Below are 22,051 nucleotides of genomic sequence, written 5' to 3' on the forward strand. Positions count from 1 at the left end.
GCGCGGCCGTGGTCTGTTCGAACGGCAGGCCAAGGAAAGCGGTACGGCCCCGGGATTCCGCCCCGAGGCCGTGGTGAGCCGCAACTACCTCAAGGAGAAGGCGACTTGAAGAACATCGTACTGGCTGCGTCGTCCGAGCCGGACCCCGCCGCCCGCCGCCAGGCGGACGAGGCGCTGCGCCGGGTCAGGGAGGACGCGGCGCGTAGGAAGGCCGGGGCGTCGTGAGCGCCGCGACGGACCTGGCCGAGGCACGGCAGCGCGCCCGCGAGGCGCTGGACAGGGCGGCGGAAGCCGCGCGGCGCCTCGCCGAGACCCAGCAGCAGGCACGCACCCGCTGACCCACATCCATGCACGATCCGCGCCCGCCCGGCACCCGCCGGGCGGGCGCCCCTGCTTCCCCAACTGCCTTGCACACAAGGAGAGATGACATGGACTGGCGTCACCGTGCCGCCTGTAAGGACGAGGACCCTGAGCTGTTCTTCCCGTTGGGTAACACCGGTCCGGCGCTGCTGCAGATCGAGGAGGCGAAGGCCGTGTGCCGTCGCTGCCCCGAGATGGAGGCGTGCCTGCAGTGGGCCCTGGAGTCCGGGCAGGACGCCGGGGTCTGGGGCGGGATGAGCGAGGAGGAGCGGCGCGCGCTGAAGCGCCGTGCCGCCCGCAACCGCGCCCGCGCGACCCGCTGACATGGCCGCGCGCCGCACCCGGGTTCGCCGCCGCGGGCGGGCGAACACCGACGACTTGCTGGAGGCCGGCGCCCGCCGCCCCGTGGCCCGCATCACCCCGGCCCGATCGCGGGCCCGGGCGCCGCGGCCGCTGCGCCGCGCGGTCCGTGCCGCGCTCCGGGCGGCCCGCACCGGCTCCGGCCGCTGAGCCGGTGGCCACCTACTCCACGCGGCCGGACGGCTCGCGGCCCCCAGGCCCGCACGGCCCAAGGCGGCCGTCACCGACCCGCCCACCCAGTAACCGCCGCACCAACACCGCGAAGGGAAACCCGCCGTGCTCAACACCGACGCCGCGCAGGAGATGGCCCAGCGCCTCAACGCCCTGCTCGACATCCCCGTCGAACTTCTCCTCGGCACCCCCGGGGAGCCGTCCGCCCGCACCCGCGACCTGCTGGACGTGGACCCGTACCTGGTCATCCACGCCCGCCAGGTCATGGCGGCCGCCCTGCACACCCGGCGCGGGAACCCGGTGGCCGTCCCGATCCTGGCCACCATGCCCGCCCTCGACCAGGACGACCTGACCCACGCCGCGTGAACAACGTCTGCCTGTTGCCTTTCGTCGCCCGTCCCGGCCGCTGCTGTGCGGCGCGGGCCGGGCGACGTGAGGGGAGCCGGGCAGCTGCACTCCTCTGGAGCCCCGCCCCGTGATTTCGGGAGCGGCCTCCTTGCGTTTCGGACGCAGCCCTCCCGCCCTTGCGCGTAGCCCGCGGCGGTCGTGCCGCCCAGGTCGTCGACGGTCGCCGCGCGACCGCGGCCGGAGGTTCCTCGCACCCCTGTTTCGGACGCACCGGCGGCCGTTTCGGGAGCAGCCGCCCGCGTTTCGGGCGCACCCTCTTTTGTTTCGGGCGCAGCCCCGACGACCCTCACCGGAGGTTCCAGTGACGATCACCGAACTGCCGCCCCAGGCGGCCCGCTCCTCCCCCGTTTCGGGTCCGCCGGACCCCGTTTCGGACGCGGTCCCGCCGGTTTCGGATGCGCCGTCGACCGTTTCGGAGGCGTCCGAGGGCGGCCCGCTGCTGTCGGCGATGCTGTGGGCCACCGCGATGGTCGGCGGCCTGCTGGTCGGCGTGATCGGCTTCGCGATGTCGTACAGCACCCTGGCGGAGACGGCGCTGTCGTGGGGGTTCAGCCCGGAGCTGGCGATGTGGTTCCCGGTCGGGATCGACGCGTCGATCATCGCGTTCCTGGCGCTGGACCTGTACCTGATCCGCAAGGACACCGGCTGGCCGGTGCTGCGGCTGGCGGCGCACGCGATGACCGGCGCCACGGTGTGGTTCAACGCCAGTTCGCAGGGCGCGATCGGCGCCGACCCCGTCCAGGCCGCGGCGCACGGCGTCATGCCGATCCTGTTCGTGATCGGTGTCGAGGCCGGGCGGCGCCTGGTCATCCAGCAGGCGCAGATCGAGGCTGGCACGCACACCGATCGCATCCCGCTGCACCGCTGGATCCTCTCCCCTTGGGCGACACCGCGCCTGTACCGGCGGATGCGGCTGTACGGCATCACCTCCTACCCGGAGATGATCCGCCGAGGTCAGGAGCTCATCGCCTATGAGTTGTGGCTCAAGCGCAAGCACGGCGGCGACCTGAAGCTGGCGTCCGAGGACGAGATGCTGCCGATGACGATGGCGCCCTACGGCTACACCGTCGCGGAGGCCCTGGCGATGCCCGCCGAGCAGGAGCGCGCCGCCGAGGAACGCCGCGAGGAAGCAACGCGGCGGCAGTTGGAGGCGGAGACCCGCCGCCAGCTCGCCGAACGCCGCGCCGAAGCCGAACGCATCCGCGCCCAGGCCCAGTTGGAGGTCGCCCAGGCCCAGGCCGGCGCCGAGGCGGAGCGGGCCCGCGCGCAGGCCCGCGCCGACGTCACCGCCGCCGAGCGCGCCGCGCAGTTGGAAGAGGCGGCGCTGGAGACCGCGACGGTCGCCGAGGCCCGCGCCCGCACCGCCAAGGCGGAGCGGGAGGAAGCCGAGGAACGCGCCCGGGAAGCGGAGGCGAACCGCGCCGCGGTCGAGCAGCAGCGCCTCGCCGACGATGAGCAGCGCGCCGCCGAAGCGGCGGCGTCGATCGCCGAGTTGGAGGCGAGGGCGATCGAGACCGCGGCCATGGCCGAAGCCCGCAGGCGCGCTGCCGAAGCGGACAAGGCCACTGCCGAAATGGAGGAGGCCGCCGCCGAAACGCGGCGCCGTGCCGCCGAAGCCGACCGTCGCGCCGCCGACGAGCGGGCCCGCGAAGCGGCTGCCGACGCGGCGGCCGCGCAGTCGCGGAAGGACGCGGCCGAAGCGGATGAGGCCGTTGCCGAAACGCGGCGGCGTGCCGCCGAAATCGAGGCGGCCGCGGTCGAAATGGAGGACGCCGCACGGCTGAGCCCGCGCGAGCGTGCCGCCCGTAAGGTCGCCCGCATGGTCCTCGTCCACGCCGGCGGGGACAGCGAGCGGCTGCCGCTGGACGCGATCACCGAAGCGTTCGGCGTCGCGTACTCCACCGCGTCGGAGTACCGCAACGAAGCCGCCGCGCTCCTCGCGGCCGGCTACCGGCCCGCCGCCTGACCGCGGCGGGCCTTGTGTCCGGCACCACCAGTGAAGGCCAGCCCATTCGACCTGGGCTGGCCTTCGCTGCGACTGCCGGAAGCAGTCCCAGCAACGCCCAGTACAGCACCGCAGATCCGGTCGTGACCAGTGTCAACGGCCCTGCGGCACACCGTTCCAGATCGAAGGAGACAGGGTCGTGACTGACCGAACGAGTCCTCAGTGGACCGCCGAGGCGCTGCTGACGCCGGAGGGCGTGCACGCTTACAGCAGCCAGGTGGAGATGGTGTTCCAGCGCCGCCGCCGGGCGTTTCGGGAGCTGCGGCTGGACGTGTTCGCCGAGCTTTTGGCGACGCCGATCCCGGGTGACAACGCCGTCCAGGGCCGGATGCACGCCTGGCGGGTGGCCCGTCAGCTGCATGTGATGGAGCGCAACGCGCAGTCCACCATCACCGCTGCGCGGCGCCTGGAGGCTGTCTACCGGCGGCTGTACGTGGAGCTGCCGCAGGCCCGCCGTGCGAAGGAGCTGCAGATCGCCCGCCGTGCGGAGCTGACCGCACGCACGTCTGCGGACATCCGCGACGCCGCCAATTCGGCGCTTGTCGAGCCTGCCGAGGTGGTCGACGTCACCGCCGAGCCGCCCGCGTTCGACCTGTTCCGGAACGCCAAATGATCGCCCCTAAGGCGCCCGGAGCGATCACGCCGAAGCGCAAGGTGAGCGGCCGCGCGAAGTTCTGGAACGACCGGTTGCAGCAGGCCGACAACAACCGCGCGATGGCCGCGGTGGTGATGGACCAGGCCCGCGCGATCGCCACCGCGTTGGAGCGGCAGACCGGCGACGACATGGTCTGGTACTCGCTCGCCAAGACGCTGCACGACTGGTGCCGTGCTCACGATGCGTGACGGATTCCTCATCACCATCACCCCGCCGCCCTACGGCTGGCGGGGTCCCAAGCCGCGCGCACGACGCGCGCGCGTGAGGCTCCCGCACCTAATCACTCTGTGTCAACTCCCGAGAGGAGGCGATCATGGCTCGCGACGAGCCCCCGACGACCGGTTCCGGCCCGGGCGACGGCCCTGACACCAGCCCCGCGGACGCAGCGGAGGCGGGTGTCGCGGGCACGGTTTTGCCGTTCCCGCGCACCGGCGGATTGCGTCCGCCGATCGTTCCGGAGACCCCGGTGACGGTCCTCGAGGTGCCCGGCCGCACCGACGTGGACAGCGAGCCGCCGGCGTTCCCCGAACTGGCCGACGACGACTTCGGCCCGCCGCTGCACCTGTTGTTCGCCGACGCCGTCCCCGGCCCGGTCGTCGCCGACCCGGACGGCGACCAGGCGGCGGTGCACGGTGCCGAGTTCAACCGCCGCACGGCGCCGCTGTACTGGGCGGCGGGCGCGGCCGCGGGGCTGCGGATCGCGTACAACGCCGCGGACTGGATGCGGGCCCGCGCCGAGCACCACCGCGAGGAAGCGAAGAACGCGAAGGAGAACGCGGACAAGGACGGTGACGGGAAGAAGGTCAGGGACGGCGGCGCCGCGCGGCGGGCGGCCCGGGCGGCGCTGCAGCACGTCCGGTCCGCTCGCGCCGCGAACACCGCCGCCCGGCCCCCGCGTGGCGGCCAGTCCGGTGGCCTGGGGGGCGCCCGGGGTGCCGCGTCGGGCGGTGGCCGGTCCGCAGGCGGGGTGGCCGGGGCGGGCCGCAGGTCTGCCGCGTCGCCGCCGGCCGGCGGGCCCCGCAAGGCGTCCGGTTCGTCGGGGGCGTCGGGTTCGGGGGCGGGCCGCACCGGCAAGGGCGGCCCGGGCTCGGGCGGCCGCGGCGCGGGGCCGACCGGCAAGGGTGCGGGCGGGCAGCGCGCCTCGTCGGGCCTGGCGGGCAACGCCGCCCGGTGGCTGGGCGCGAACGCCGCGCAGAAACACGCCGAGGCGAAGAACGCCAAAGCCGCCGGTGCGTCGGGGAAGAACGGTCCCAAGTCGGCGGGCACCTCCGGCGGCTCCGGCTCCAAGGGAGGTTCCAAGGCCGCGCCGAAGCCCGCTGCGGGAAAGAGCAGCAGCGGCAAGGGCACCGCGGGGGCTTCCGGGCCCGGCCGGGGCGGGACCAAGTCCGCTGCCGCCAAGCGCGCAGGCAGCGCCCGTGGAACCGGCGACGGGTCCAAGCCCGGGTCCAAGCCCGGGTCCAAGTCCGGGTCCAAGTCGGGGCCCAAGTCCAGCGGCAAGTCCGGTGGCACGTCGGGCGGCGGTTCTGGTGGCAAACGCACCTCGGGTGGGACCGGCGCCTCTGGGTCGAAGACCGCGAAGAAAGCAGCCCGGAAGAAGGCCGCCCGCGCCGAGGCCAAGAAGACCGCGAAGAAAGCCGCGAAGGCCCGCGCAGCCGATGAGGCCGCCAAGTCGTCCGAGTCCGCCAAGGACGGCTCGGCGGAAACCGAGGCGCCGGACCGGGCCGCGCGCCGGGCTGCGCGGTCGGCGAAGCGGTCCGCCCGGTCGGCCAGGCGCTGGGCGCGCTCTGCTCGGTGTCTGGTCCGCGCGGCGCGTTCGAAGGCCCGGCGTGAACGCCTGCCCCGGCACCGCGCCGAACGGCGCTGGCATCCCAAGGGCTCGCCGAAGGACACCAGCAAGGACACCGGCACGGGTGCCGTGTGGAAGAACGCTCCCAAGGGGTCGTCGAAGGGCCCCGAGCCTGCTGCGGACCCGGAAGCGCGCACGCCGCGGTCCGGCCGGGACGGGACCGGCCGGCACCGTCGCCCGTCACGCGGCGGGTTCCGTTCCTGGGTTGCCCGCCGCGTCTCCACAGGAGGCTCCACCGGCGACGGTGACAAGCTCAGCGCTCCGAAGCCCGTCACGCCGACCCACGGAGCCGACCACTCCGAGGCCGCTCCCGGAACGAAGGCGCCGTGGACGGGGCCGGTGTTCGAGGACGAGGCGATGACGCCGCCGCCCGGCATGTGGCCGACGACCTGGACCGCCGAACAGGAGGACCCGCCCACCGCGCCCGCACCCGCCGCTGCTGCGGCGGCCGTCTCATCCTCCGCATCCCCGGCACCCCCGCGCAGGGGTGTCTCCGCCTACCCGGAAGGACCCACCGACGTGCCTCCCAGAACCGCCTCCCCCGCCGTGCCCGGTGCCGCCGCCACGGGGTCCGGGAGCGACCTGACGATCGAGGACCTGATCGGCGCGGACGGCGACGCGCAAGGCGAGATCACCGGCCGCGCCGAGGGCGCCCGCTTCGCCGCGTCGATGGCCGAAGACCTGGTCACGTCCCTGGAAGGACTCCAGGCGACCATCGCCGAACTCCAGGTGCCCGGATCGCTGGCCGGGTCGATCGCGACGCTGATCGACGCCTGCCAGACCGTCCGCGGCCACGCCGACGACCTGGTCGCGTCGCTGCCGCGCGCCGCCGAGGCGATCGGCAGCGCCGGCACCAACGCCTCCGACCGCCACCAGCCGTTCGCCCGCGCCGTCGCCGACGCGGGCCACACCGCGCCCGCCGAAGCCGCCTACCACCAGGAGTAGACCCGTGTCCGACCTCGTACCCGTCGCCCAGGCCGCCGCCGCGACCACCCACTCCGCCGCCGACGCCGGCAGCTACGCCCTCTTGATCGAGCGGCTGCGCATCGCCAGCACCGCCGTCGGCCGCCTCTCCGACTACGCCAACAAGGTCGGCGAGGACGTCGGCGAGGTCGCCGCCAGCGTCGACCGGCTCGCCGAGATCGCCGCGTCCCTGAACGTGGACAGCGACACCGTGGGCGAGCACCACGAGGCCGCCGTCCTCATGCGGCAGAGCCGCGAGCACGCCCGCAGCCTCGCCGACGCGGCCGCCGACCTGTCGACGCTGTTCCACCGCGCCGCCGAAGCCCACCAGGCCGACTACGGCCGTGTCGTCGAAGCCGCGCAGGCCATGCCCGTACCGATGGCCGACCGCACCTTCTACGCCAACCACTGACCACCACCCCACACCCGCACGAGCACCGCCGCCCGGCACTTCCCGCCGGGCGGCGGTGCTGCGTGTCAGGGCGGGTTCCGGAGAGGAGAACGGATCCGTGAGCAGCACGATGAACGCCGTCCGCAGCGCGGCGGGCCGCCTGGGCACAGCGGCCGGCGCCGTCGCGCTGGCCGCCTCCCTGACGTCCACCCCCGCCGCGTTCGCCACCGCCGCCACCACAGCGGGGCTGGCCACCGCCGGCCTCGCGATCTCGGTCCGGCCGTGGCGGCCCGAGGTCGGCCCCGAGGTGGCCGTGCTCTACCTGACCGCGCCCGCGCTCCTCGCCGCAGGCGCGGTCACCGTCGCGGTGGTCCCCGGCACCACCCTGGACCAGGCCCTGGCCACCCTCGGTGGCGCCGCGGTGTGGCTGGGCGCGACCTGGTACTGGCGGCCCTCCCAGCTCGCCGTGCGGTACCTGCGCGAGATGGCCGACGGCCGCGCCCTCGGCACCGTGGAGGATGCCCGCACCCCCGAGGAGCGGCTGACCCGGTGGTGGGCCGAAGCCGTCGGCTGCGACGGCGGCGCCGCCCCCGGCACCCGCCTGGAGAACGCCCGCGTCGACGCCGCCGACACCTTCGGCGCGGTCATCGTCGCCCCCGCCGGGCAACCCGTCCCCGACATCCCGCCCGCGCGGCTGTCCGCCCTGACGGACATCCCCGTCGACCGCATCCGCATCGAGGAGATCCGCGACCGCGGCTCCCGCTACAAGCGGCTGATCGTCGGCACCCCCGCGGCCGCCGACATGAGCGACCTGGACACCTACTGGGCCGCCCGCGTCGCCCCCACCGCGATGCCCGGCTCGCAGATCGTCGACATCCGCCGCGGCGCCCTGGTCCACGACCACGCCGGCCCCCGCGAACCCGCCGGCGCCTCCCCCGGCACGGACCGCCCCTTCGCCCACGGCGACGCGCTGACCGCGCCGACCGACGAGGCGCTGGCGGCGGTCACCGCCGTCCTGACCAAGCAGCCCACGAATCCCGACGGCACCGACCGCGCCGGCACCGACCGGCCTGACGACACCGAGGGGACCGAACAGCCGTGAGAGCCGTACTCCTGCCGCCGTCCACACCGGCCGCGGACTGCGACTTCATCGAGATCGAAGTCGCCGTCCCGCAGGGCGGCGTGGTCGACCTGACCCCCGAGCGCCTGCGCAACCTGCGCTCCGCCCTCGGCGTCCAGGACTCCGCCTGCCTGGTCGTGGAGACCGACGGCCTCAACCGCGCCCTGGTCACCGTCTACCGGCGGCCGCCGCTGGCCGACCTGCCCGCCGCGCGCGGCGAGGACCTGGTGATGAACAAGGACGGCTACATCTGCGTCGGCGCGTACCACGACGGCATGCCCGCCCCGTTCCGCCTGTACGAACCCGGGTCCGGCGCCCAGCGGTCGGCGATCTTCGGGACCACCGGCGGCGGGAAGTCCCGCGCCGTCCAGCTCGTCCTCGCCGCCGAGAAGCGCAGCCGGATCACCTCCTGGCTCGCCGACCTGAAGATGGGCCAGTCCTGCCCCGAGGCCAAAGGCCAGGTCGACTGGCGCGTCACCAGCTCCGAGGGCGCGATGGACATGCTGCTCGCCGCGTACGAGGTCGCCAAGGACCGCATGGCCCGCTACGCCGAACTCGGCAGGTCGCACTTCATCATCGACCGGCCCGACCCTTTGTTGTCGGTCACCCTCGACGAAGCCAACCGGCTCTTGGAGAAGGGCAGCCCCTACCGCGAAGGCGCGACGTACTTCATCCGCGAACTGGGCCGCACCGGACGCTCGGTCGGCGTCGGCGTGCGCATCGCCGCGCAGGCCGGGCACCTGGAAGACCTCGGCGGATCCGACGTGCTGCGCGCCATGCTCAAAGAGGGCGAGGTCGTCCTGCTGCGCTGGAGCTCGGGGATCATGCAGCAGCTCGTCTCCGACGGGCTGCTGCCCATGGGGATGCGGCTCGCCCCCATCCCGAAATACTCCGGGGCGCCCACCCTCGCGTCCCGGTTCGACCACGGCGGCGAACTGCGTAAAGGCGCGTCCACCGCGGGCACCGCGTACCTGCTCTCCTCCGACCGGCCCGGCTCGGTCATGCGCTGGTCCCGCGTCGGCAGCCTGGCCCCCGTCGACGGCCTGGACCCGGAGATCACCGCCCTGTACGGGCCCGGCGACCCCCGACCGCTCGAAGCCGCGTCCCACGCCGCGGCCGGACCTGCCTACCTCAACCGGCACGACGACCAGCCGACCCACCTGACCACGCCCGCCGGGGCCGGGGCGGGCGGCACCGCGACCCTCGTCCGCCCGCCGGCCACGGCCGTGGCCCCGGGGCAGGAACCGCCCGCGTTCTCCACCCAGTTCCCCGGGCCGTTCCCGGCGCGTCCGGCGCACACCGCGCCGACCATCAGCTCCCGCATCCTCGACGCCCTCGCCTCCGGCCCGAAGACCAAGGAGGAACTCGTCGCCGCGCTCGCCGAGGACGGCGGGCAGCCGGTCTCCCCCGGCGGCGTCGCCAACGCGCTGACCGGTCTGAAGCAGACCGGCAAGATCCGCCCCACCGAGGCCGACAGCCGCAGCTACGAGCGAACCGAAACGGCCCCCACCCCCCGCTGACCACCACCCGCCCTGCGCCTCGGCCGCCGCCCGCACAGGACGGCGGCCGACGCGCGCACTCAACACTCGCGGATTCCTGCCCCCATGGTCCGGCCGCTCCCCCACTCCGGGAGCGGCCGGACCACGGGCGCACGACCCTGCCCCGACCACCACCAGATCCCTGGAGTGATCACCGATGTCCCGCACCCGAACCCACCTGCGGCGCACCGCCGTTGTCGTGTCCACCACGCTGGTGCTCGCCCTGCTGCCCGCGGCGGCGTACGCGGCCGACGACACGGCCCCGGCTGCTACGACCGGCGGCGCGGTCACCGTCACCACCAAGGTCGTCGCCGCCTTCGCTGTCCTGGGCCTGGCGTACCGGCGCGGCACCGTGCTGCTCGTGCTGTTCGCCCTGGCCGCCGGGGTGATGCTCGCCGGCACCTCGTTCGGCGGCACCCTCGCAAGCCTGGCGGACAACATCGTCCGCGCCGGCATCAACGCCGTCACCGGCATCTTCGCCTGACCCCGCGAAGCCCAGGAGCACGACGGGTGTGTGTCCGGCCGCAGCTCACGCGGCCGGACACCCGCACCGCACCTTGCCGCCCCGCCTGGCCACACCGATGGGCGTTGCCGCACACACGCGGCAGCGCCTTTCCGTCTGCCCCAGACACCCCACGACGAGCGGACCGGAGGTCCACCCGCCATGACCGAGCACACCCCCACCACCGGGGCCCTGGTCCCCCGCACCCCGCGCGTCCTCGAGGGCGCCGTGGCCCTGTCCGGCGAGCAGCCCGCCGACCGCCCGGCCGATACGGCGGTGGCGATGGTGTGGATCCCGGGCGAAGGCCAGGCTGTCCGCATCGCCCGGGACGAGTTGCCGCCGGAGTTCTTCAATCCCCGTCTCCTGCCGGCCTACCAGCCCCGCGACCTCGCCCCGCAGCCCGCTGCGGACCCGATCGCGCAGCGCATCGCCGCGGGCGGCATCGGTCTCGGTGCGGCCGGCGCCGGGCTCGGCTGGGGATTGGGACAGGCCGCCGCCGGGATCACCGCGACCGGCGGAGGCGGCCTCGTCCTGGGCGCGCTGCTCGGGCTGCTGCTGGCCCGCCTGGGCAGTGGCGGCTCCACGACGACGGTCCACCACGAGCACCACGAAACGCACGTCACCACCCACAACCGGGGTCTGGCCCGGTCGGTCACCACGACGGGCATCCCGCGGTGACCCGCCGCACGGATGCCTCCCGCGCCCACCCACATCCGCTGACTCCGGCCGACCTGCCGCGGGGCGAGTACTGGTGCAACACCTGCCCGGCTTGTCACTCCCCGATCCAGGGCGGCAACGCCGGGCTGGCCGCGCACCAGAGCACCGTCCACAACCCCGACCCGGACCGCCCCGCGATCACCTCCGGTTCGCCCGAACCGCGGTGACCGGTATCCCTGAGGAGGCTCCTGTGCCGCACGACCTGTCCCCCAGCGCGCTGAAGCTGCTGCGCGCCATCGCCGACCACGACACCGGCCACGGCGTGGCGTTCCACCGCGAGCCGTGCGCCCGCTGGCGCCTGGCCGGGACCTTCTACACCGTCAACAACCGCACCTTCGGCCCGCTGGTCGACCTCGGCCTGGTCGACGTCGGCAACGGCCAGACCGATCCCGTCACCCTCACCGCCGCGGGCCGGGACGACCTTGCGAGCCGTGCCCGATGACCCACACCGAGACGTCCACCAAACAGGCGCGGATCGACCTGGGCTTGCCCGCCCTGATCGTGCTGGTCGGTACGGCCGGAGCCGGGAAGTCGAGAGTGGCCACCGCGTTCCCGGCCCATTGGCGGCTGTCGCTTGACGCGTGCCGCCAGCGGGTCTGCGACAACGCCGGGGACCAAGACGCCACCCCCGACGCCGTAGCGGTGTTCGCCGCGGTCCTCGATGCGCGGCTCACCCGCGGCTTGCCGACGGTGATCGACGCCACCAACACCGAATCAGCCGTCCGCACGCGGCTGGTCGGCCGCGCCTACGCGCACTGCATGCCCGCCGTGGCGATCGTGGTGCGCACCCCGCTGGAGGTCTGCCTGGACCGGCAGCGGCTGCGGCTGCCGGACCGGCAGGTGCCGCGCCGGGTCGTCGCCGCCCAGCACGCCGGGATCCCGACCACGGAGCAGCTGCACGCCGAGGGGTTCGACGCGGTGCACGACGCGGCCGAGGTGGACCTGCTCGGCATGCTCCTCGCCCGGTCCGCCGGCGACTACCCGGACCTGCTGAGCGAGGTCCGCGCCGCGTTCGGCGACGACCTGGCGGCGGTGTTCGCCTGGCACCCGGACACCGGTGACGGCACCGGCGTCTTCGCGGTCGGCGGCCGCCACCTGGTCGCGCGGCTGTGGGACGGCGCCGGGGTGTACGCGCCGCACTGGCAGGCCCGCTGCGACGCCCAGCGCTGTGACCGCTGCGGCGGCGTGGTGTGGGCCGCGGTCGACGACGCCGCCGACCTGCTGGCCGTCTACCGCCGCCAGTTCCCGGACGACCTGCACTGCGACCCGTGCGACACCCCGGACGACTGGGACCTCCCCTGAACCCCGTCCGCCCGTGCCTGTGGCACTGCCCCTTCATCGACAGCAGACCTGATTCGGAGTCGCGTCATGAACCGCTTCGCCCTGAACTCCCCACAGCTGACCGCCGCCCGCGCATGGCTGGCCGCCTGGTTCTGGTTCGCCGCCCGCCGCACCGTGCGCCTCGGCGCGTTCCTCGGTGCGATCGTCCTCGCGTCTGCCTGGGCCGATGCCCCGCGCGCAACCGCGTTCGGCGCGGGCGTGGTGTGCCTGGCCGTCGGCATCGTCGCCCGGGACGCCTGCCAGCAGATCGGCAACCTCCTCGCCCCACCCGCCTGCACGCCGACAGCGGACCTCCACTCCTGCGTCCCGTCCCCCTGCACCTGCGGGGACCTCCCCGGCGCGGCCACCACCGTGCGCCGCACCAACTGACCCGCGCTGTGCCCGACTTCCGTGCCATCCCGACTCGGCGTGCCGCGGTCGGGGCGGTGCGGTGGCCTGCCACGGCCCGCGCCTCGCCCCCTTTCGGACCACCCCAGCAAGCGGCGCCACTCCCGACCGGGAGGGCGCCGCTTTTCTCACGCCCCGACCTGCGGGGCCAGATCGGAGACACGACCCCATGACCGCCCGAACCCCACTGCTGCGGGGACATCCCCGCCCGGCCTGGCTCGTCGCGGCCGCCGTGCCGCTCGCTGCGCTCGCCGTCGCCGACAACTGGCGCGTACGCCGTCGCCTCGAGGAAGCCGCCCGCGACGAACTCACTGGATTGCCGCGCCGCCAGGTGCTTGTCCGGCACGGCGAGCAGCTGCTCGCGCGCCGCGCCGACGACGTCCTGGTGGTCTTGGTGGACCTGGACGGCTTCAAGGAGATCAACGACGATTTCGGTCACGCCGCGGGCGACCAGGTCCTGGCCGCGGTCGCCGCGCGGCTTTGGGACTGGAGCGCGGAGCACGGCGGGATGGCGGCGCGGCTGGGCGGCGACGAGTTCGCCGCAGTCGCCCACGTTCCCCGCGGGAACGTCGAATGCGACCTGGACCTCCTGCAGATCCGGTTGATGCGGCCCGTGCGCCACCGCGACACCGCCCTGCCGGTCCGCGCGTCCGTCGGCGCCGCGCACACCGCCGACCTGCCGAGCCGACCGTGGTCCGCTTTGCTGCGCGCCGCCGACATGGCGATGTACCGCGCCAAGACCGCGCGGGCCCGCAGCGACTGGTCGGTCGGGCCGTGCGTGGGGTCGGCGGCCGACGCGGACGCGCCCACCGTCAACGGCCGCCGCCCCGGCCGCCCGGGCACGCACCTGGCCCCGGCTCTCCGCACCAACACCGCGGCGGCCGCCCGGTGATCGCGGCTTCCGTCGTGTCCGTCACGGAGGGCCGGCCGGTGCGGGCGCTGACACTCCACCAGCCGTGGGCCCACGCCATCGCGCACCTGGGCAAGGACGTGGAGAACCGGACCCGTCGCACGAACTTCCGCGACGGCCTGGTCCTCGTCCACGCCGGGGCCCGCGTCGACCACGACGCGCTGCGCGACCTCCCCGCCGACGTGGCCGCCGCCATGACCAGCAGCGCGGTCGTCGCCGTCACCCGGATCACCGACGCCCACCCCGATTGCGGGGGCCGGTGCAGCACCTGGGCGCAGCCCGGCGCCTGGCACTGGCAACTCGCCGGCACCGTCGCGCTCACCGCGCCGGTTCCCGCGCCCGGCGCGCAAGGCCTGTGGATCCCCGACGACGGCCTGCGACGCCGGGTCGCCCGGGCCCTCCCGGCGCACGCGGCAGACCGGCTCGGACCGCTCCTGGCGTCAGACCTGTTCCCCTCCCCCGAAAGGACGGGCCGACTGTGACTGCCCCGACCCTCACCACCCCCGGCACCGACGAGCCTGAGCCCGCCCGCCCGGCCGCGCCCCGCGCGGACCTGGCGGCCGCCGTCTACGCGGACTGGCGTACCGTCGCCGCCGCGATCGACGTCCTGGACCTGCGCGGCTCCTCGTGGAGCTACCAGGACGTGGTCGACCTGGCTGCGGCCGAACGGCCTTCGATCGTCTCGCGGACCGTGGTCGGCTGGGTGGACCGCCTTGTCCGCGCCGGGTACGTGGAGCGCGCGAGCGTCTACGACCGTCACGTGTACGCCGTGAAGTCCGCAGGATGGCAGGCCCGCGCCGCGATCGAGGCGTCCCTGCGCCCCGCGGCCGCGGGGCCCGGCGAGACGGCGCCGGACCCTGCGCGGCAGGCCGCCGACCGCGACGCTGCCGACGCGGGCAGGCTGCGGGCCCGGATCGCGTCGGCGGAGGGCAACATCCGGGCGGCGGATGCGAAAGCGAGTGTGCTGCTGGCCGGCCTCGGGTTCGTGGCCGGGCCGATGCTCGCCCTCGGCGGCGCGGCCGCCGTGGTCGTCGCCGCCGCGCTCCTGGTGCCTGCGGTGCTGCTGGGCCTGGTGCTGCTGCCCCGCACCGCGGGCCTGCGCGACCTGCTGCCGGGGGCGTCCGCGCGGGACGTCATCGACGCCGTCGCCGACGCGGACCAGCCCGTCCGGCTCGCGTCCGAGCTGTCCGTGCTGAACGGCATCGCCGTGCGCAAGTACGCGCTGATCCGGGCCGCGCTGATCGCGATGACGTTCGTCGTCCCGGCCTGCGCCGCGGCCTGTCTCGCGTCCTGAAGCCCCGCCCGGTGCGGGACGCACGGCGCCCCGCCATCCCGAATCTTCCGACCGAACCCGAAGGGACCCGCGCCCTGATGCCGGAGTACTACGCCGAGCTCAAGGACAAGGACGGCCATCACTGCGGCGAGCGCTTCTTCGCCGTCGCCGCGGACGCCGCCGAGTCCCACGCCGCGGGCCTGCTCAAGAGGGCCCACGGCAGCAACGCGCAGGTCGTCCGCATCGAGGTCTACCGGCGCACGCTCGGAAACCAGCGCGCGCAGCGGGTCCACGAGATCACCCTCTGACCGCCGCCCGCGCAACCGTCGCGGGCCGGAACACCCCACCGGAGAACACCTCATGGCCAGCTACACCCTGGGCGTCGGCGAGAGCACGACCCCGGTCGACCAGAAGCCCTGGCAGCTCGACGGCGCGTTCTGCCCCGAGTCCGGCCCCGCTGTGGACACCGAGCCGTGCGGCCTCGCCGCCACCGGCGGCACCAGTCACTGGACGCGCACCGGCCCGACGACCACCGTCCGCACCTTCGCGTACGGCTGCCTCGCGGGCCACGCCTGGACCGTCGACGTGTCCGGGCACTGCCCCGACCGGCCCGCCGACACGGCCACCGGCGACACCACCGAGCCCGCCGCCGACGCGGTGCGGCTCGCGCACGCCTGACCACGCCCTGGGGCGGCCGTCTGACCCACCAGATCGTCGGCCGCCCCAGGCCCCTGACACCCACTCACGAGCAACAGGAGATCACCAGCATGACGGCCCCCGACCCGGACCGCACCGCATTCCGCCGCACCCGCCGCGCCCTCGACTGGAAGAGCGTCACCGACGGCGCGCGCCTGGAGTACACACCCATCGGCGACAAGCCCGTGATCGTGCGGATCACCGGCCGTACGAACGAGCACCTGTTCGCCCACCCGACCGGACGCCGCCGCGCCGACGACGAGCTGGTCATCCCGCGCGCCGACGTCGACGCCGGACGCGTCGCCAAGCCCCCGGCCCGCAAGCGCGCCCTCGGCTACGCCGAAGTGCCCGGCGGCGTGCTGGCGTTCTGCCGCTGCTGCGACTGGGAGGCGGACCGCCCCCAGGGCACCAAGACCGCCAGCGAGTACCTGTTCATGACCAGCCACGCGCGCTGCCCCGGGACGGAGGCGGCCCGGTGACCGCCCCCGCCCGCACCATCGAGGAATTGATCGGCGCGGACCGCGCCGGACTGTGGGCGGTGGACCGGGCCCGCGAGTACACCGACCGCGACCTGCTGGACCCCGACGCGGCGCTGCGCTGGGTGTGGGCGCAGGCCGACGCCGGCGACCCCCTCGTGCTGGCCGGCCCGGGGCAGGTCTGGCGGCTCCCCGACGACGCCGACCCGGAGGACGAGGAGATCGACGCCCCCGCCCGCGTCCTGCTGATCTGGGCGCGCCTGGAGGAGCCTGCCCGCGTGGAGGTCCGGCTCGTCGGCGAGGACGGCACCCCCGGTGTCCGCGACGTGCTCCTGGTCGACGTGCTGCGCGACTACACGCTGACGACCTGGATGCCGTGGGGCGCGTTCGCCGACGACCCCGACCCGGCCACCCGCCCGGGCCCGGCGGCCTCGGACGGCGAGCCGTGACCGGCTACGGCATCTACCGGCCCCGCCTCGCACCTGACGGCATGGCCACCCGCCGCCAACTCAGGGCCAAGGGGTTGCGGCCGAACGGCCAGGAGCCTGCGGGTGAGATCAGGTACCGGCGCAGCGTCGCGTACCTGTACTGGCTGCACCTGGCCGCACCTGTGCGCCCGATGACCGCGGCCAAGCAGGCCGCGCTGGACGCCGCCATGCGTGCTCGCCGGACCTGCCCGCAATGCCTCGTGGAGCTGCCTTTCTGCATCCCGCGCCGGTACGGCCGCTGCCTGCCGTGCGAAGACGCCGGCAACTGAACAGCGCTGAGCGAACCGCCGCCCCTGGCGGCCCCCTGTGCCGCCCCACCACGCGGTGGGGCGGTGCGGAGGACCGGACAGCCCGGCCCCGTGACGATTCGGCCCGCGCCTGAAGCAGCGGGCCTGACCGCGCCCGGAGGCGCCCCATGCCCCGAACCCACCCGCGAGACGCGGACATCCGCGCTCTCCTGGCCACCCACAGCACCGACTGCATCGCCGCCCAGCTGGGTGTCGACCGCGCCGCCGTGCGCCGGATCCGACGCGACGCCGGCATCGACTGGGCACGTCCGGAACCCGACACCGCCGCATCGAAGTGGGCCGCGCGGGTGCGCCCGGTCGACGGCGGCCACCTCGAATGGCTCGGCGAACGCGGCAGCACCAGCGGCTCACCCGTCATGCGGCTGGGCGGGAAGAGCATTAGCCCGGCCGCGATCGCGTTCCGCAGGCGCACCGGCCGCGACCCGGTCGGACCGGTCCGCGCCGAATGCGGCTACCCGCACTGCGTGTCACCGGACCACGTCGACGACACCCCCGGCCGTCAGCGGCTGCGCGCCCAACTCCGGGCCCTCCACGGACGATCGCGGCGCCGGACGCGCTGCGGGCGCGGCCACGACCAGCAGGAACACGGCCGATTCGGACCGGACGGCGCCCCGTACTGCGGGGCCTGCAGCGTCGCGAACAAGCACACCCCGACCTGAACCCGCGCTCTGCCGACGGATCTGACGGTTGCCGATGCCGCCCCACATACCGGTGGGGCGGTGCCGAGGGCCGGACAGCCCGGCCCGACACCACAAAGGAGCAAGGGTGATTCCCACCGTTCGCGATATGGAGGCCGTCCACCACGGCATCGCCGTGGCCGCGCCCGGCGACGACGACCACACGCACGGGTTCCTGGCGTTGGGGCACCACAGCCCGCGCCGGGTCCTGGCGGCGTTCCTCGCCTTGGACAAGAGCACCTACGGCGAACTCCCCGCGGCCGCGCGGCTGGGTCCGCTGCTCCCCGAAATCCGGCACGCCTGGGGCGTCTTCACTGCCGGCACCGAGGAGGACAACCACGTCTGGACCTACCGGCCCCTCGCCGAACACATCCCCGGCGCCGTGCCCGTCACGGTCCTGGACCTGGTCTGACCATAGGTCCCGCCCCGGGGCGGCCGCCTCTCCCGCAAAGACAGCCGGCCGCCCCGGACCCGCCCGCAAGGCCCAACCTTGAGAGAGCAGGAAGCACCAGCATGACGCACGTTGACCGCCCGCCCCAGCCCCCGCCGTACGCCGACGACGACCCGATCGCCCGCGCCATCGCCGGACTTCAGGCCGACACCAGCAACGGCGGCCTCATCGCCCGGTTCGGCGATCGGATGGCCGCCCGGTACCAAGCTGTCCAGGCCGCCAGTCGGGCCGCCGCGCAGGCCGCCGAGGAACACGCGGCCGGTACCCCGGGGGCGGAGACGTGACCGCGCCCGCGACACTGGCGCCCCGGCCGCGCCTGGACGGCACCGAGCCGTGTCTGCGGCCCGGCGTCGACCCGGACCTGTTCTCCCCCGACTACGAGAGCGACGCCGCGCTGGCGGCCGCCGCCGTGTACTGCCGCGCCTGCCCCCGCATCGCGGACTGCCTGGCCTGGGCCGTCGACGCCGGCGAGTCCGGCATCTGGGCCGCCACCACCACCGCGCAACGCAAGCAGCTGCGCGAGCAGCACGGCATCACCACCCGGATCCCCGGCCTGACCCTGAGAGAAGTCACGACCATGACCACCGCCCTGAAGCCCTCCCCCGCCGCCTACGCCCCCGGCACCCCCGACGCGGTGGCTGCCGAACTCGCCCGCCAGGACGACACCGACGCGGCGGCCGACACCACCATCGCCACCACCACCTCGACGACGGTCGTCGATGTCCCCGTCCAGCCGAAGCTCGACCCGGCCCCGGCCGCCGACCGGAGCGTGGCGCACCGGCACGGCACCGCCGGCAGCGAACCGCCGTCGGTCGCCGACGTCATCGCGGCGGCCCGCGCCACCGGCGACGCCAAGCTGACCGCGCAGGCCGACAAGACCGAGGCCGCCATCGGCACCCTGGTGGCGCTGGTCAGCGGTCACCAGGCCCTCGCCCGCGCCGAAGACGAGGTGGAGCGTCTGGCCGCCAAGCTCGCCGCGGCCAAGGCGAGGGTCCGCGACATCAAGCAGGGCAAGGCCACCACGCCCACGACGCGGGCCACCAAGACCGACACGGCCGCGCGGCGCACCACCGACGGCCCCAAGGTCGACCCCAAGCGGGTGCGCGCGTGGGCCGCCGACAACAACATCGAGTGCAACAGCCAGGGCATCGTGCGCCGCGAGGTCGTCGCCGCCTACATCGAGGCCATGAACGCCGAAGGGGCGCTGGCATGACGCCCGCGCGTTCCTGGCGCATCGACACCGTCCTCGGCCCCGAGGGCGCGGCCGAAGCCGTCCGCGCCCTCGCCGCCACCTACCAGCGCCGCGACCGGCTGGGCGAGGCCGCCGCGTTCCGCCTCGCCTGCGAAACGATCGGCTCCGGCTCCGCCTGGCTGCTCGCCCGCCGCGGGCAGGTCTGGCAGCTGCACGGCACGTTCTTCGCGTGCGCCGAGATGCCCCGCCGGATCCGGATCCGCGCGGTGCTTGCGGCCTGCGCGGCGCACCCGATGCGCGTGGAGTTCGCCGATCTGTCCCGCCGCCGGCGCCCGTGGCGCAAGCCTGGTCACCTGAGGGTCGACGACCTGGACGCCTGCTACGCGCTCACCGCATGGCCCCACCCGCCCACCCGAAAGGCGGCGACATGACCGACTCCACGGCGCTGTTCGGCCAGGCCCCTGCCGCCGGGCCGGAGGTGCACCGGTCCGCGGTGCTCAGTCAGTGCGGGACCTACCGCTACGAGCTGACCCGCCACTGGGCGCCGGGCCCGGTGGTCGGATGGGTGATGCTGAACCCGTCCACCGCCGACGCGGCCGCCGACGACCCCACCATCCGCCGCTGCACCGGCTACGCGAAGGCGTGGGGGTACGGCGGCCTGGTGGTGCGCAACCTGTACGCGCTGCGCGCCACCGACCCGGCCGAACTCGCCCGCCACACCGACCCGATAGGCCCGTACAACGACGCGTACCTGGCCGAATGCGCGGCCGACCCGTTGACCGTCGTCGCATGGGGGGCCCGCGGCGGCGACCGCGGCCGCGACGTCCTGGCGCTCCTGGAACGCCTCGGGGTGCGGCCGTACCGGCTGGGCGCTACCGACGACGGCCAGCCCCGCCACCCGCTCTACCTCAAAACCGACCTGGCGCCCATTCCGATACCGCCACGCGAGCCGAGAGGGGACGCACGATGAGCACGACGACGATCGAGTGGACCCGCGGCGACGACGGCTCACCCGGGGCGACGTGGAACCCCGTGACGGGCTGCGACCGTATTACGGCTGGTTGCGATCACTGCTATGCCCTCACCCTGGCCAAGCGGCTGAAGGCGATGGGGTCCGCGAAGTATCAGAACGACGGCGACCCGCGCACCTCCGGCCCCGGTTTCGGCGTCACCCTGCATCGCGAAGCGCTCGGTGTGCCGTACCAGTGGCGGAAGCCGCGCCGGGTGTTCGTCAACAGCATGTCCGACCTGTTCCACGCCCGCGTCCCGGAGGCGTTCATCCGCCAGGTGTTCGCGGTGATGGCCGACACCCCCAGACACACCTACCAGCTGCTGACCAAGCGGTCCCGCCGCCTGCGGCGCCTCGCCGACCGGCTGGAGTGGCCGGCCAACGTCTGGGCCGGGGTGTCGGTGGAATCCGCGCAGCAACTGCACCGGGTCGACGATCTACGGCAAGTCCGGGGCGCCGCGGTGCGGTTCCTGTCCCTGGAGCCTTTGCTCGGGCCGCTGCCCGACCTGGACCTGGACGGCATCGGCTGGGTCATCGTCGGAGGCGAATCCGGCCCCCGTCATCGGCCGGTCGACTTGGACTGGGTGCGGCAGATCCGCGACACCTGCGAATCCACCCACGTGCCGTTCTTCTTCAAGCAGATCGGCGGCAGGAACCCCCAGGCTGCCGGACGCCTGTTGGACGGCCGCACCTGGGGCGAGATGCCCACAACCGTGCCCGCCTCCCCCACGTTGCACCCCACGACCACGCCGACCCCGGAGGGGAACCCGTGACCACCACCTACCTGCTCACCCCGTACGCGACCGACAGGGACGCCGCGGCCGGCGCCGCTCCCCTGCCGCGCATCCAGGTCGGCGACGGCATCCTCGACGTCCTCGCCGAAGTCCGCACCTGGTTCGACCGCCGCGCCGCCGCGGTGGTCCACGTCGCCCGCGACGGCGTCCCGGTCGCCCGCATCACCGCCGCCGACCTCGCCACCGACACCGGCGTCACCTTCACCCGGCCTGGCCACGCCGACCCGAGCCCGCAACCGGCCGGGAACTTCGCCCAGGCCGTCCTCCTGGCCGGCGCCCACCTCGCCACCGCCACCCAGGCCCGCGCCGCCGTCCAGCACGCCGGGGCGTGGCTCCTGTCCCTCGACGCCGGCGACTTCCCCGGCCTGGCCGACCCCGCCGACGACAAGCCCCCCACCGCCGAATGGCCGGACTGGGGCTCCTGGCGGCACCACCCGCCCGCCGCGTACATCGACGCCGTCGCCGACAGCCTCAGCGATGCCTTCGACTGGACCATCGCCGACAGGTTCGACCACGGGTTCCGGATCGACCTCTCCCCCAAGACCCCCGAACCGCACCGCAGTTGGCACGCGATGACCGACGAAGACGAATGGCTCGCAGTGTTCACCCCCGGCCGCGGTTGGCGGTACGGCGTCAAGTTCCTCCGGGCCGGCACGGCCGCCCGCGCCGAGCGCGAGTTCCCGCTGCCCCTGCCCGCCGACCCCGCCCACCCCGGCGACGTCGCCGTGTACCTGGACCTCGTCCTGGAACGCGGGCCGCTGTGCCCGTGCGGGACGCTCCTGTCCGCGGGCGAGCACCGATACGCATGACCACGACAAGGCCCCTGCCCGCCGGTTCGCGCCGGCGGGCAGGGGCCTACTTGCGTTTTGGGAGGTGGAGGTGTCCGTCGCGGTCGTCCGCGTACAACCGCATTCCGATGTGGGTGCCCGCTCCGAAGCCTTGCCGAAGGTCCGCGCCTGCGGTGGGATGGCCTTCGCGGAGTCCGTCGCGGGTAATGTCATGCTGGATGCTCC

General features: G+C 74.6%; 30 protein-coding genes. All 30 read left to right on the forward strand.

Annotation, left to right across the window (positions count from 1 at the left end; genetic code table 11):
* Positions 1-428: 428 nt before the first annotated feature.
* The 30 genes from AB0C36_RS36600 (at position 429) to AB0C36_RS36745 (ending at position 21,847) form a co-directional block, all read left to right on the forward strand.
* Positions 429-683 (forward strand): WhiB family transcriptional regulator, encoded by a 255-nt coding sequence (locus tag AB0C36_RS36600; protein ID WP_358362828.1) that lies wholly within the window; start codon positions 429-431, stop codon positions 681-683.
* 313 nt (positions 684-996) lie between these two features.
* Positions 997-1,257 (forward strand): hypothetical protein, encoded by a 261-nt coding sequence (locus AB0C36_RS36605; RefSeq protein ID WP_358362830.1) that lies wholly within the window; start codon positions 997-999, stop codon positions 1,255-1,257.
* 343 nt (positions 1,258-1,600) lie between these two features.
* Positions 1,601-3,265, forward strand: coding sequence for a DUF2637 domain-containing protein (locus AB0C36_RS36610; RefSeq protein ID WP_358362831.1), 1,665 nt, complete (start codon positions 1,601-1,603; stop codon positions 3,263-3,265).
* Between the two features lie 178 nt (positions 3,266-3,443).
* The gene (locus AB0C36_RS36615) at positions 3,444-3,917 is read left to right on the forward strand and encodes a hypothetical protein (protein WP_358362833.1); all 474 of its coding nucleotides are present in this window, start codon (positions 3,444-3,446) and stop codon (positions 3,915-3,917) included.
* Positions 3,914-4,147, forward strand: coding sequence for a hypothetical protein (locus tag AB0C36_RS36620; RefSeq protein ID WP_358362835.1), 234 nt, complete (start codon positions 3,914-3,916; stop codon positions 4,145-4,147). Before AB0C36_RS36615 ends, AB0C36_RS36620 begins: the two co-directional genes overlap by 4 nt.
* Before the next feature lie 125 nt (positions 4,148-4,272).
* Positions 4,273-6,750 (forward strand): hypothetical protein, encoded by a 2,478-nt coding sequence (locus AB0C36_RS36625; protein ID WP_358362836.1) that lies wholly within the window; start codon positions 4,273-4,275, stop codon positions 6,748-6,750.
* Positions 6,751-6,754: 4 nt separating this feature from the next.
* Positions 6,755-7,180 carry a hypothetical protein gene (locus AB0C36_RS36630; protein ID WP_358362838.1) on the forward strand — a complete coding sequence of 142 codons (426 nt, stop codon included), beginning with the start codon at positions 6,755-6,757 and terminating at the stop codon, positions 7,178-7,180.
* Between the two features lie 97 nt (positions 7,181-7,277).
* Positions 7,278-8,261 (forward strand): hypothetical protein, encoded by a 984-nt coding sequence (locus AB0C36_RS36635; RefSeq protein ID WP_358362840.1) that lies wholly within the window; start codon positions 7,278-7,280, stop codon positions 8,259-8,261.
* On the forward strand, positions 8,258-9,799 hold the full coding sequence (locus AB0C36_RS36640; RefSeq protein ID WP_358362842.1) for a transfer protein: 1,542 nt from the start codon (positions 8,258-8,260) through the stop codon (positions 9,797-9,799). The genes AB0C36_RS36635 and AB0C36_RS36640 overlap by 4 nt, the downstream gene beginning before the upstream one ends.
* 175 nt (positions 9,800-9,974) lie before the next feature.
* A complete protein-coding gene (locus AB0C36_RS36645; RefSeq protein WP_358362844.1) occupies positions 9,975-10,301 on the forward strand; it encodes a hypothetical protein in 327 nt (108 codons plus the stop codon).
* 180 nt (positions 10,302-10,481) lie between these two features.
* Positions 10,482-10,997 carry a hypothetical protein gene (locus AB0C36_RS36650; protein ID WP_358362845.1) on the forward strand — a complete coding sequence of 172 codons (516 nt, stop codon included), beginning with the start codon at positions 10,482-10,484 and terminating at the stop codon, positions 10,995-10,997.
* Between the two features lie 229 nt (positions 10,998-11,226).
* Positions 11,227-11,478 (forward strand): hypothetical protein, encoded by a 252-nt coding sequence (locus tag AB0C36_RS36655; protein WP_358362847.1) that lies wholly within the window; start codon positions 11,227-11,229, stop codon positions 11,476-11,478.
* Positions 11,475-12,338, forward strand: a complete 864-nt coding sequence (locus AB0C36_RS36660; protein ID WP_358362849.1) for an AAA family ATPase — start codon at positions 11,475-11,477, stop codon at positions 12,336-12,338. Before AB0C36_RS36655 ends, AB0C36_RS36660 begins: the two co-directional genes overlap by 4 nt.
* 66 nt (positions 12,339-12,404) lie before the next feature.
* Positions 12,405-12,746 (forward strand): hypothetical protein, encoded by a 342-nt coding sequence (locus tag AB0C36_RS36665; protein ID WP_358362850.1) that lies wholly within the window; start codon positions 12,405-12,407, stop codon positions 12,744-12,746.
* Positions 12,747-12,933: 187 nt separating this feature from the next.
* A complete protein-coding gene (locus AB0C36_RS36670) occupies positions 12,934-13,656 on the forward strand; it encodes a GGDEF domain-containing protein (protein ID WP_358362852.1) in 723 nt (240 codons plus the stop codon).
* A gap of 14 nt (positions 13,657-13,670) precedes the next feature.
* Positions 13,671-14,156 carry an ASCH domain-containing protein gene (locus AB0C36_RS36675; RefSeq protein ID WP_358362853.1) on the forward strand — a complete coding sequence of 162 codons (486 nt, stop codon included), beginning with the start codon at positions 13,671-13,673 and terminating at the stop codon, positions 14,154-14,156.
* The gene (locus AB0C36_RS36680) at positions 14,153-14,968 is read left to right on the forward strand and encodes a Pycsar system effector family protein (RefSeq protein WP_358362854.1); all 816 of its coding nucleotides are present in this window, start codon (positions 14,153-14,155) and stop codon (positions 14,966-14,968) included. Before AB0C36_RS36675 ends, AB0C36_RS36680 begins: the two co-directional genes overlap by 4 nt.
* A 77-nt stretch (positions 14,969-15,045) precedes the next feature.
* A complete protein-coding gene (locus AB0C36_RS36685) occupies positions 15,046-15,255 on the forward strand; it encodes a hypothetical protein (protein WP_358362855.1) in 210 nt (69 codons plus the stop codon).
* A gap of 52 nt (positions 15,256-15,307) precedes the next feature.
* Positions 15,308-15,625 (forward strand): hypothetical protein, encoded by a 318-nt coding sequence (locus AB0C36_RS36690; RefSeq protein ID WP_358362856.1) that lies wholly within the window; start codon positions 15,308-15,310, stop codon positions 15,623-15,625.
* 89 nt (positions 15,626-15,714) lie between these two features.
* Positions 15,715-16,122 carry a hypothetical protein gene (locus AB0C36_RS36695; protein WP_358362858.1) on the forward strand — a complete coding sequence of 136 codons (408 nt, stop codon included), beginning with the start codon at positions 15,715-15,717 and terminating at the stop codon, positions 16,120-16,122.
* The gene (locus AB0C36_RS36700; RefSeq protein ID WP_358362860.1) at positions 16,119-16,568 is read left to right on the forward strand and encodes a hypothetical protein; all 450 of its coding nucleotides are present in this window, start codon (positions 16,119-16,121) and stop codon (positions 16,566-16,568) included. The genes AB0C36_RS36695 and AB0C36_RS36700 overlap by 4 nt, the downstream gene beginning before the upstream one ends.
* Positions 16,565-16,876, forward strand: coding sequence for an RRQRL motif-containing zinc-binding protein (locus AB0C36_RS36705; protein WP_358362862.1), 312 nt, complete (start codon positions 16,565-16,567; stop codon positions 16,874-16,876). Before AB0C36_RS36700 ends, AB0C36_RS36705 begins: the two co-directional genes overlap by 4 nt.
* A 146-nt stretch (positions 16,877-17,022) precedes the next feature.
* Positions 17,023-17,574: a hypothetical protein gene (locus tag AB0C36_RS36710; RefSeq protein ID WP_358362864.1), complete on the forward strand. Its 552-nt coding sequence runs from the start codon at positions 17,023-17,025 to the stop codon at positions 17,572-17,574.
* Between the two features lie 106 nt (positions 17,575-17,680).
* A complete protein-coding gene (locus AB0C36_RS36715) occupies positions 17,681-18,004 on the forward strand; it encodes a hypothetical protein (protein ID WP_358362865.1) in 324 nt (107 codons plus the stop codon).
* Positions 18,005-18,105: 101 nt separating this feature from the next.
* Complete coding sequence (locus tag AB0C36_RS36720; RefSeq protein ID WP_358362867.1) at positions 18,106-18,327, forward strand: hypothetical protein; 222 nt, start codon at positions 18,106-18,108, stop codon at positions 18,325-18,327.
* Positions 18,324-19,256 carry a WhiB family transcriptional regulator gene (locus AB0C36_RS36725; RefSeq protein ID WP_358362868.1) on the forward strand — a complete coding sequence of 311 codons (933 nt, stop codon included), beginning with the start codon at positions 18,324-18,326 and terminating at the stop codon, positions 19,254-19,256. Before AB0C36_RS36720 ends, AB0C36_RS36725 begins: the two co-directional genes overlap by 4 nt.
* The gene (locus AB0C36_RS36730) at positions 19,253-19,666 is read left to right on the forward strand and encodes a hypothetical protein (protein ID WP_358362870.1); all 414 of its coding nucleotides are present in this window, start codon (positions 19,253-19,255) and stop codon (positions 19,664-19,666) included. The genes AB0C36_RS36725 and AB0C36_RS36730 overlap by 4 nt, the downstream gene beginning before the upstream one ends.
* Positions 19,663-20,205 carry a DUF1643 domain-containing protein gene (locus AB0C36_RS36735; RefSeq protein WP_358362872.1) on the forward strand — a complete coding sequence of 181 codons (543 nt, stop codon included), beginning with the start codon at positions 19,663-19,665 and terminating at the stop codon, positions 20,203-20,205. The genes AB0C36_RS36730 and AB0C36_RS36735 overlap by 4 nt, the downstream gene beginning before the upstream one ends.
* Entirely contained in the window at positions 20,202-21,017 is an 816-nt protein-coding gene (locus AB0C36_RS36740; RefSeq protein WP_358362873.1) for a DUF5131 family protein, read from the forward strand. Before AB0C36_RS36735 ends, AB0C36_RS36740 begins: the two co-directional genes overlap by 4 nt.
* Complete coding sequence (locus AB0C36_RS36745; RefSeq protein ID WP_358362875.1) at positions 21,014-21,847, forward strand: hypothetical protein; 834 nt, start codon at positions 21,014-21,016, stop codon at positions 21,845-21,847. Before AB0C36_RS36740 ends, AB0C36_RS36745 begins: the two co-directional genes overlap by 4 nt.
* The last annotated feature ends 204 nt before the right edge of the window (positions 21,848-22,051 follow it).

This window comes from Streptodolium elevatio, from assembly GCF_040649515.1.
Taxonomy (GTDB): Bacteria; Actinomycetota; Actinomycetes; order Streptomycetales; family Streptomycetaceae; genus Yinghuangia; species Yinghuangia elevatio.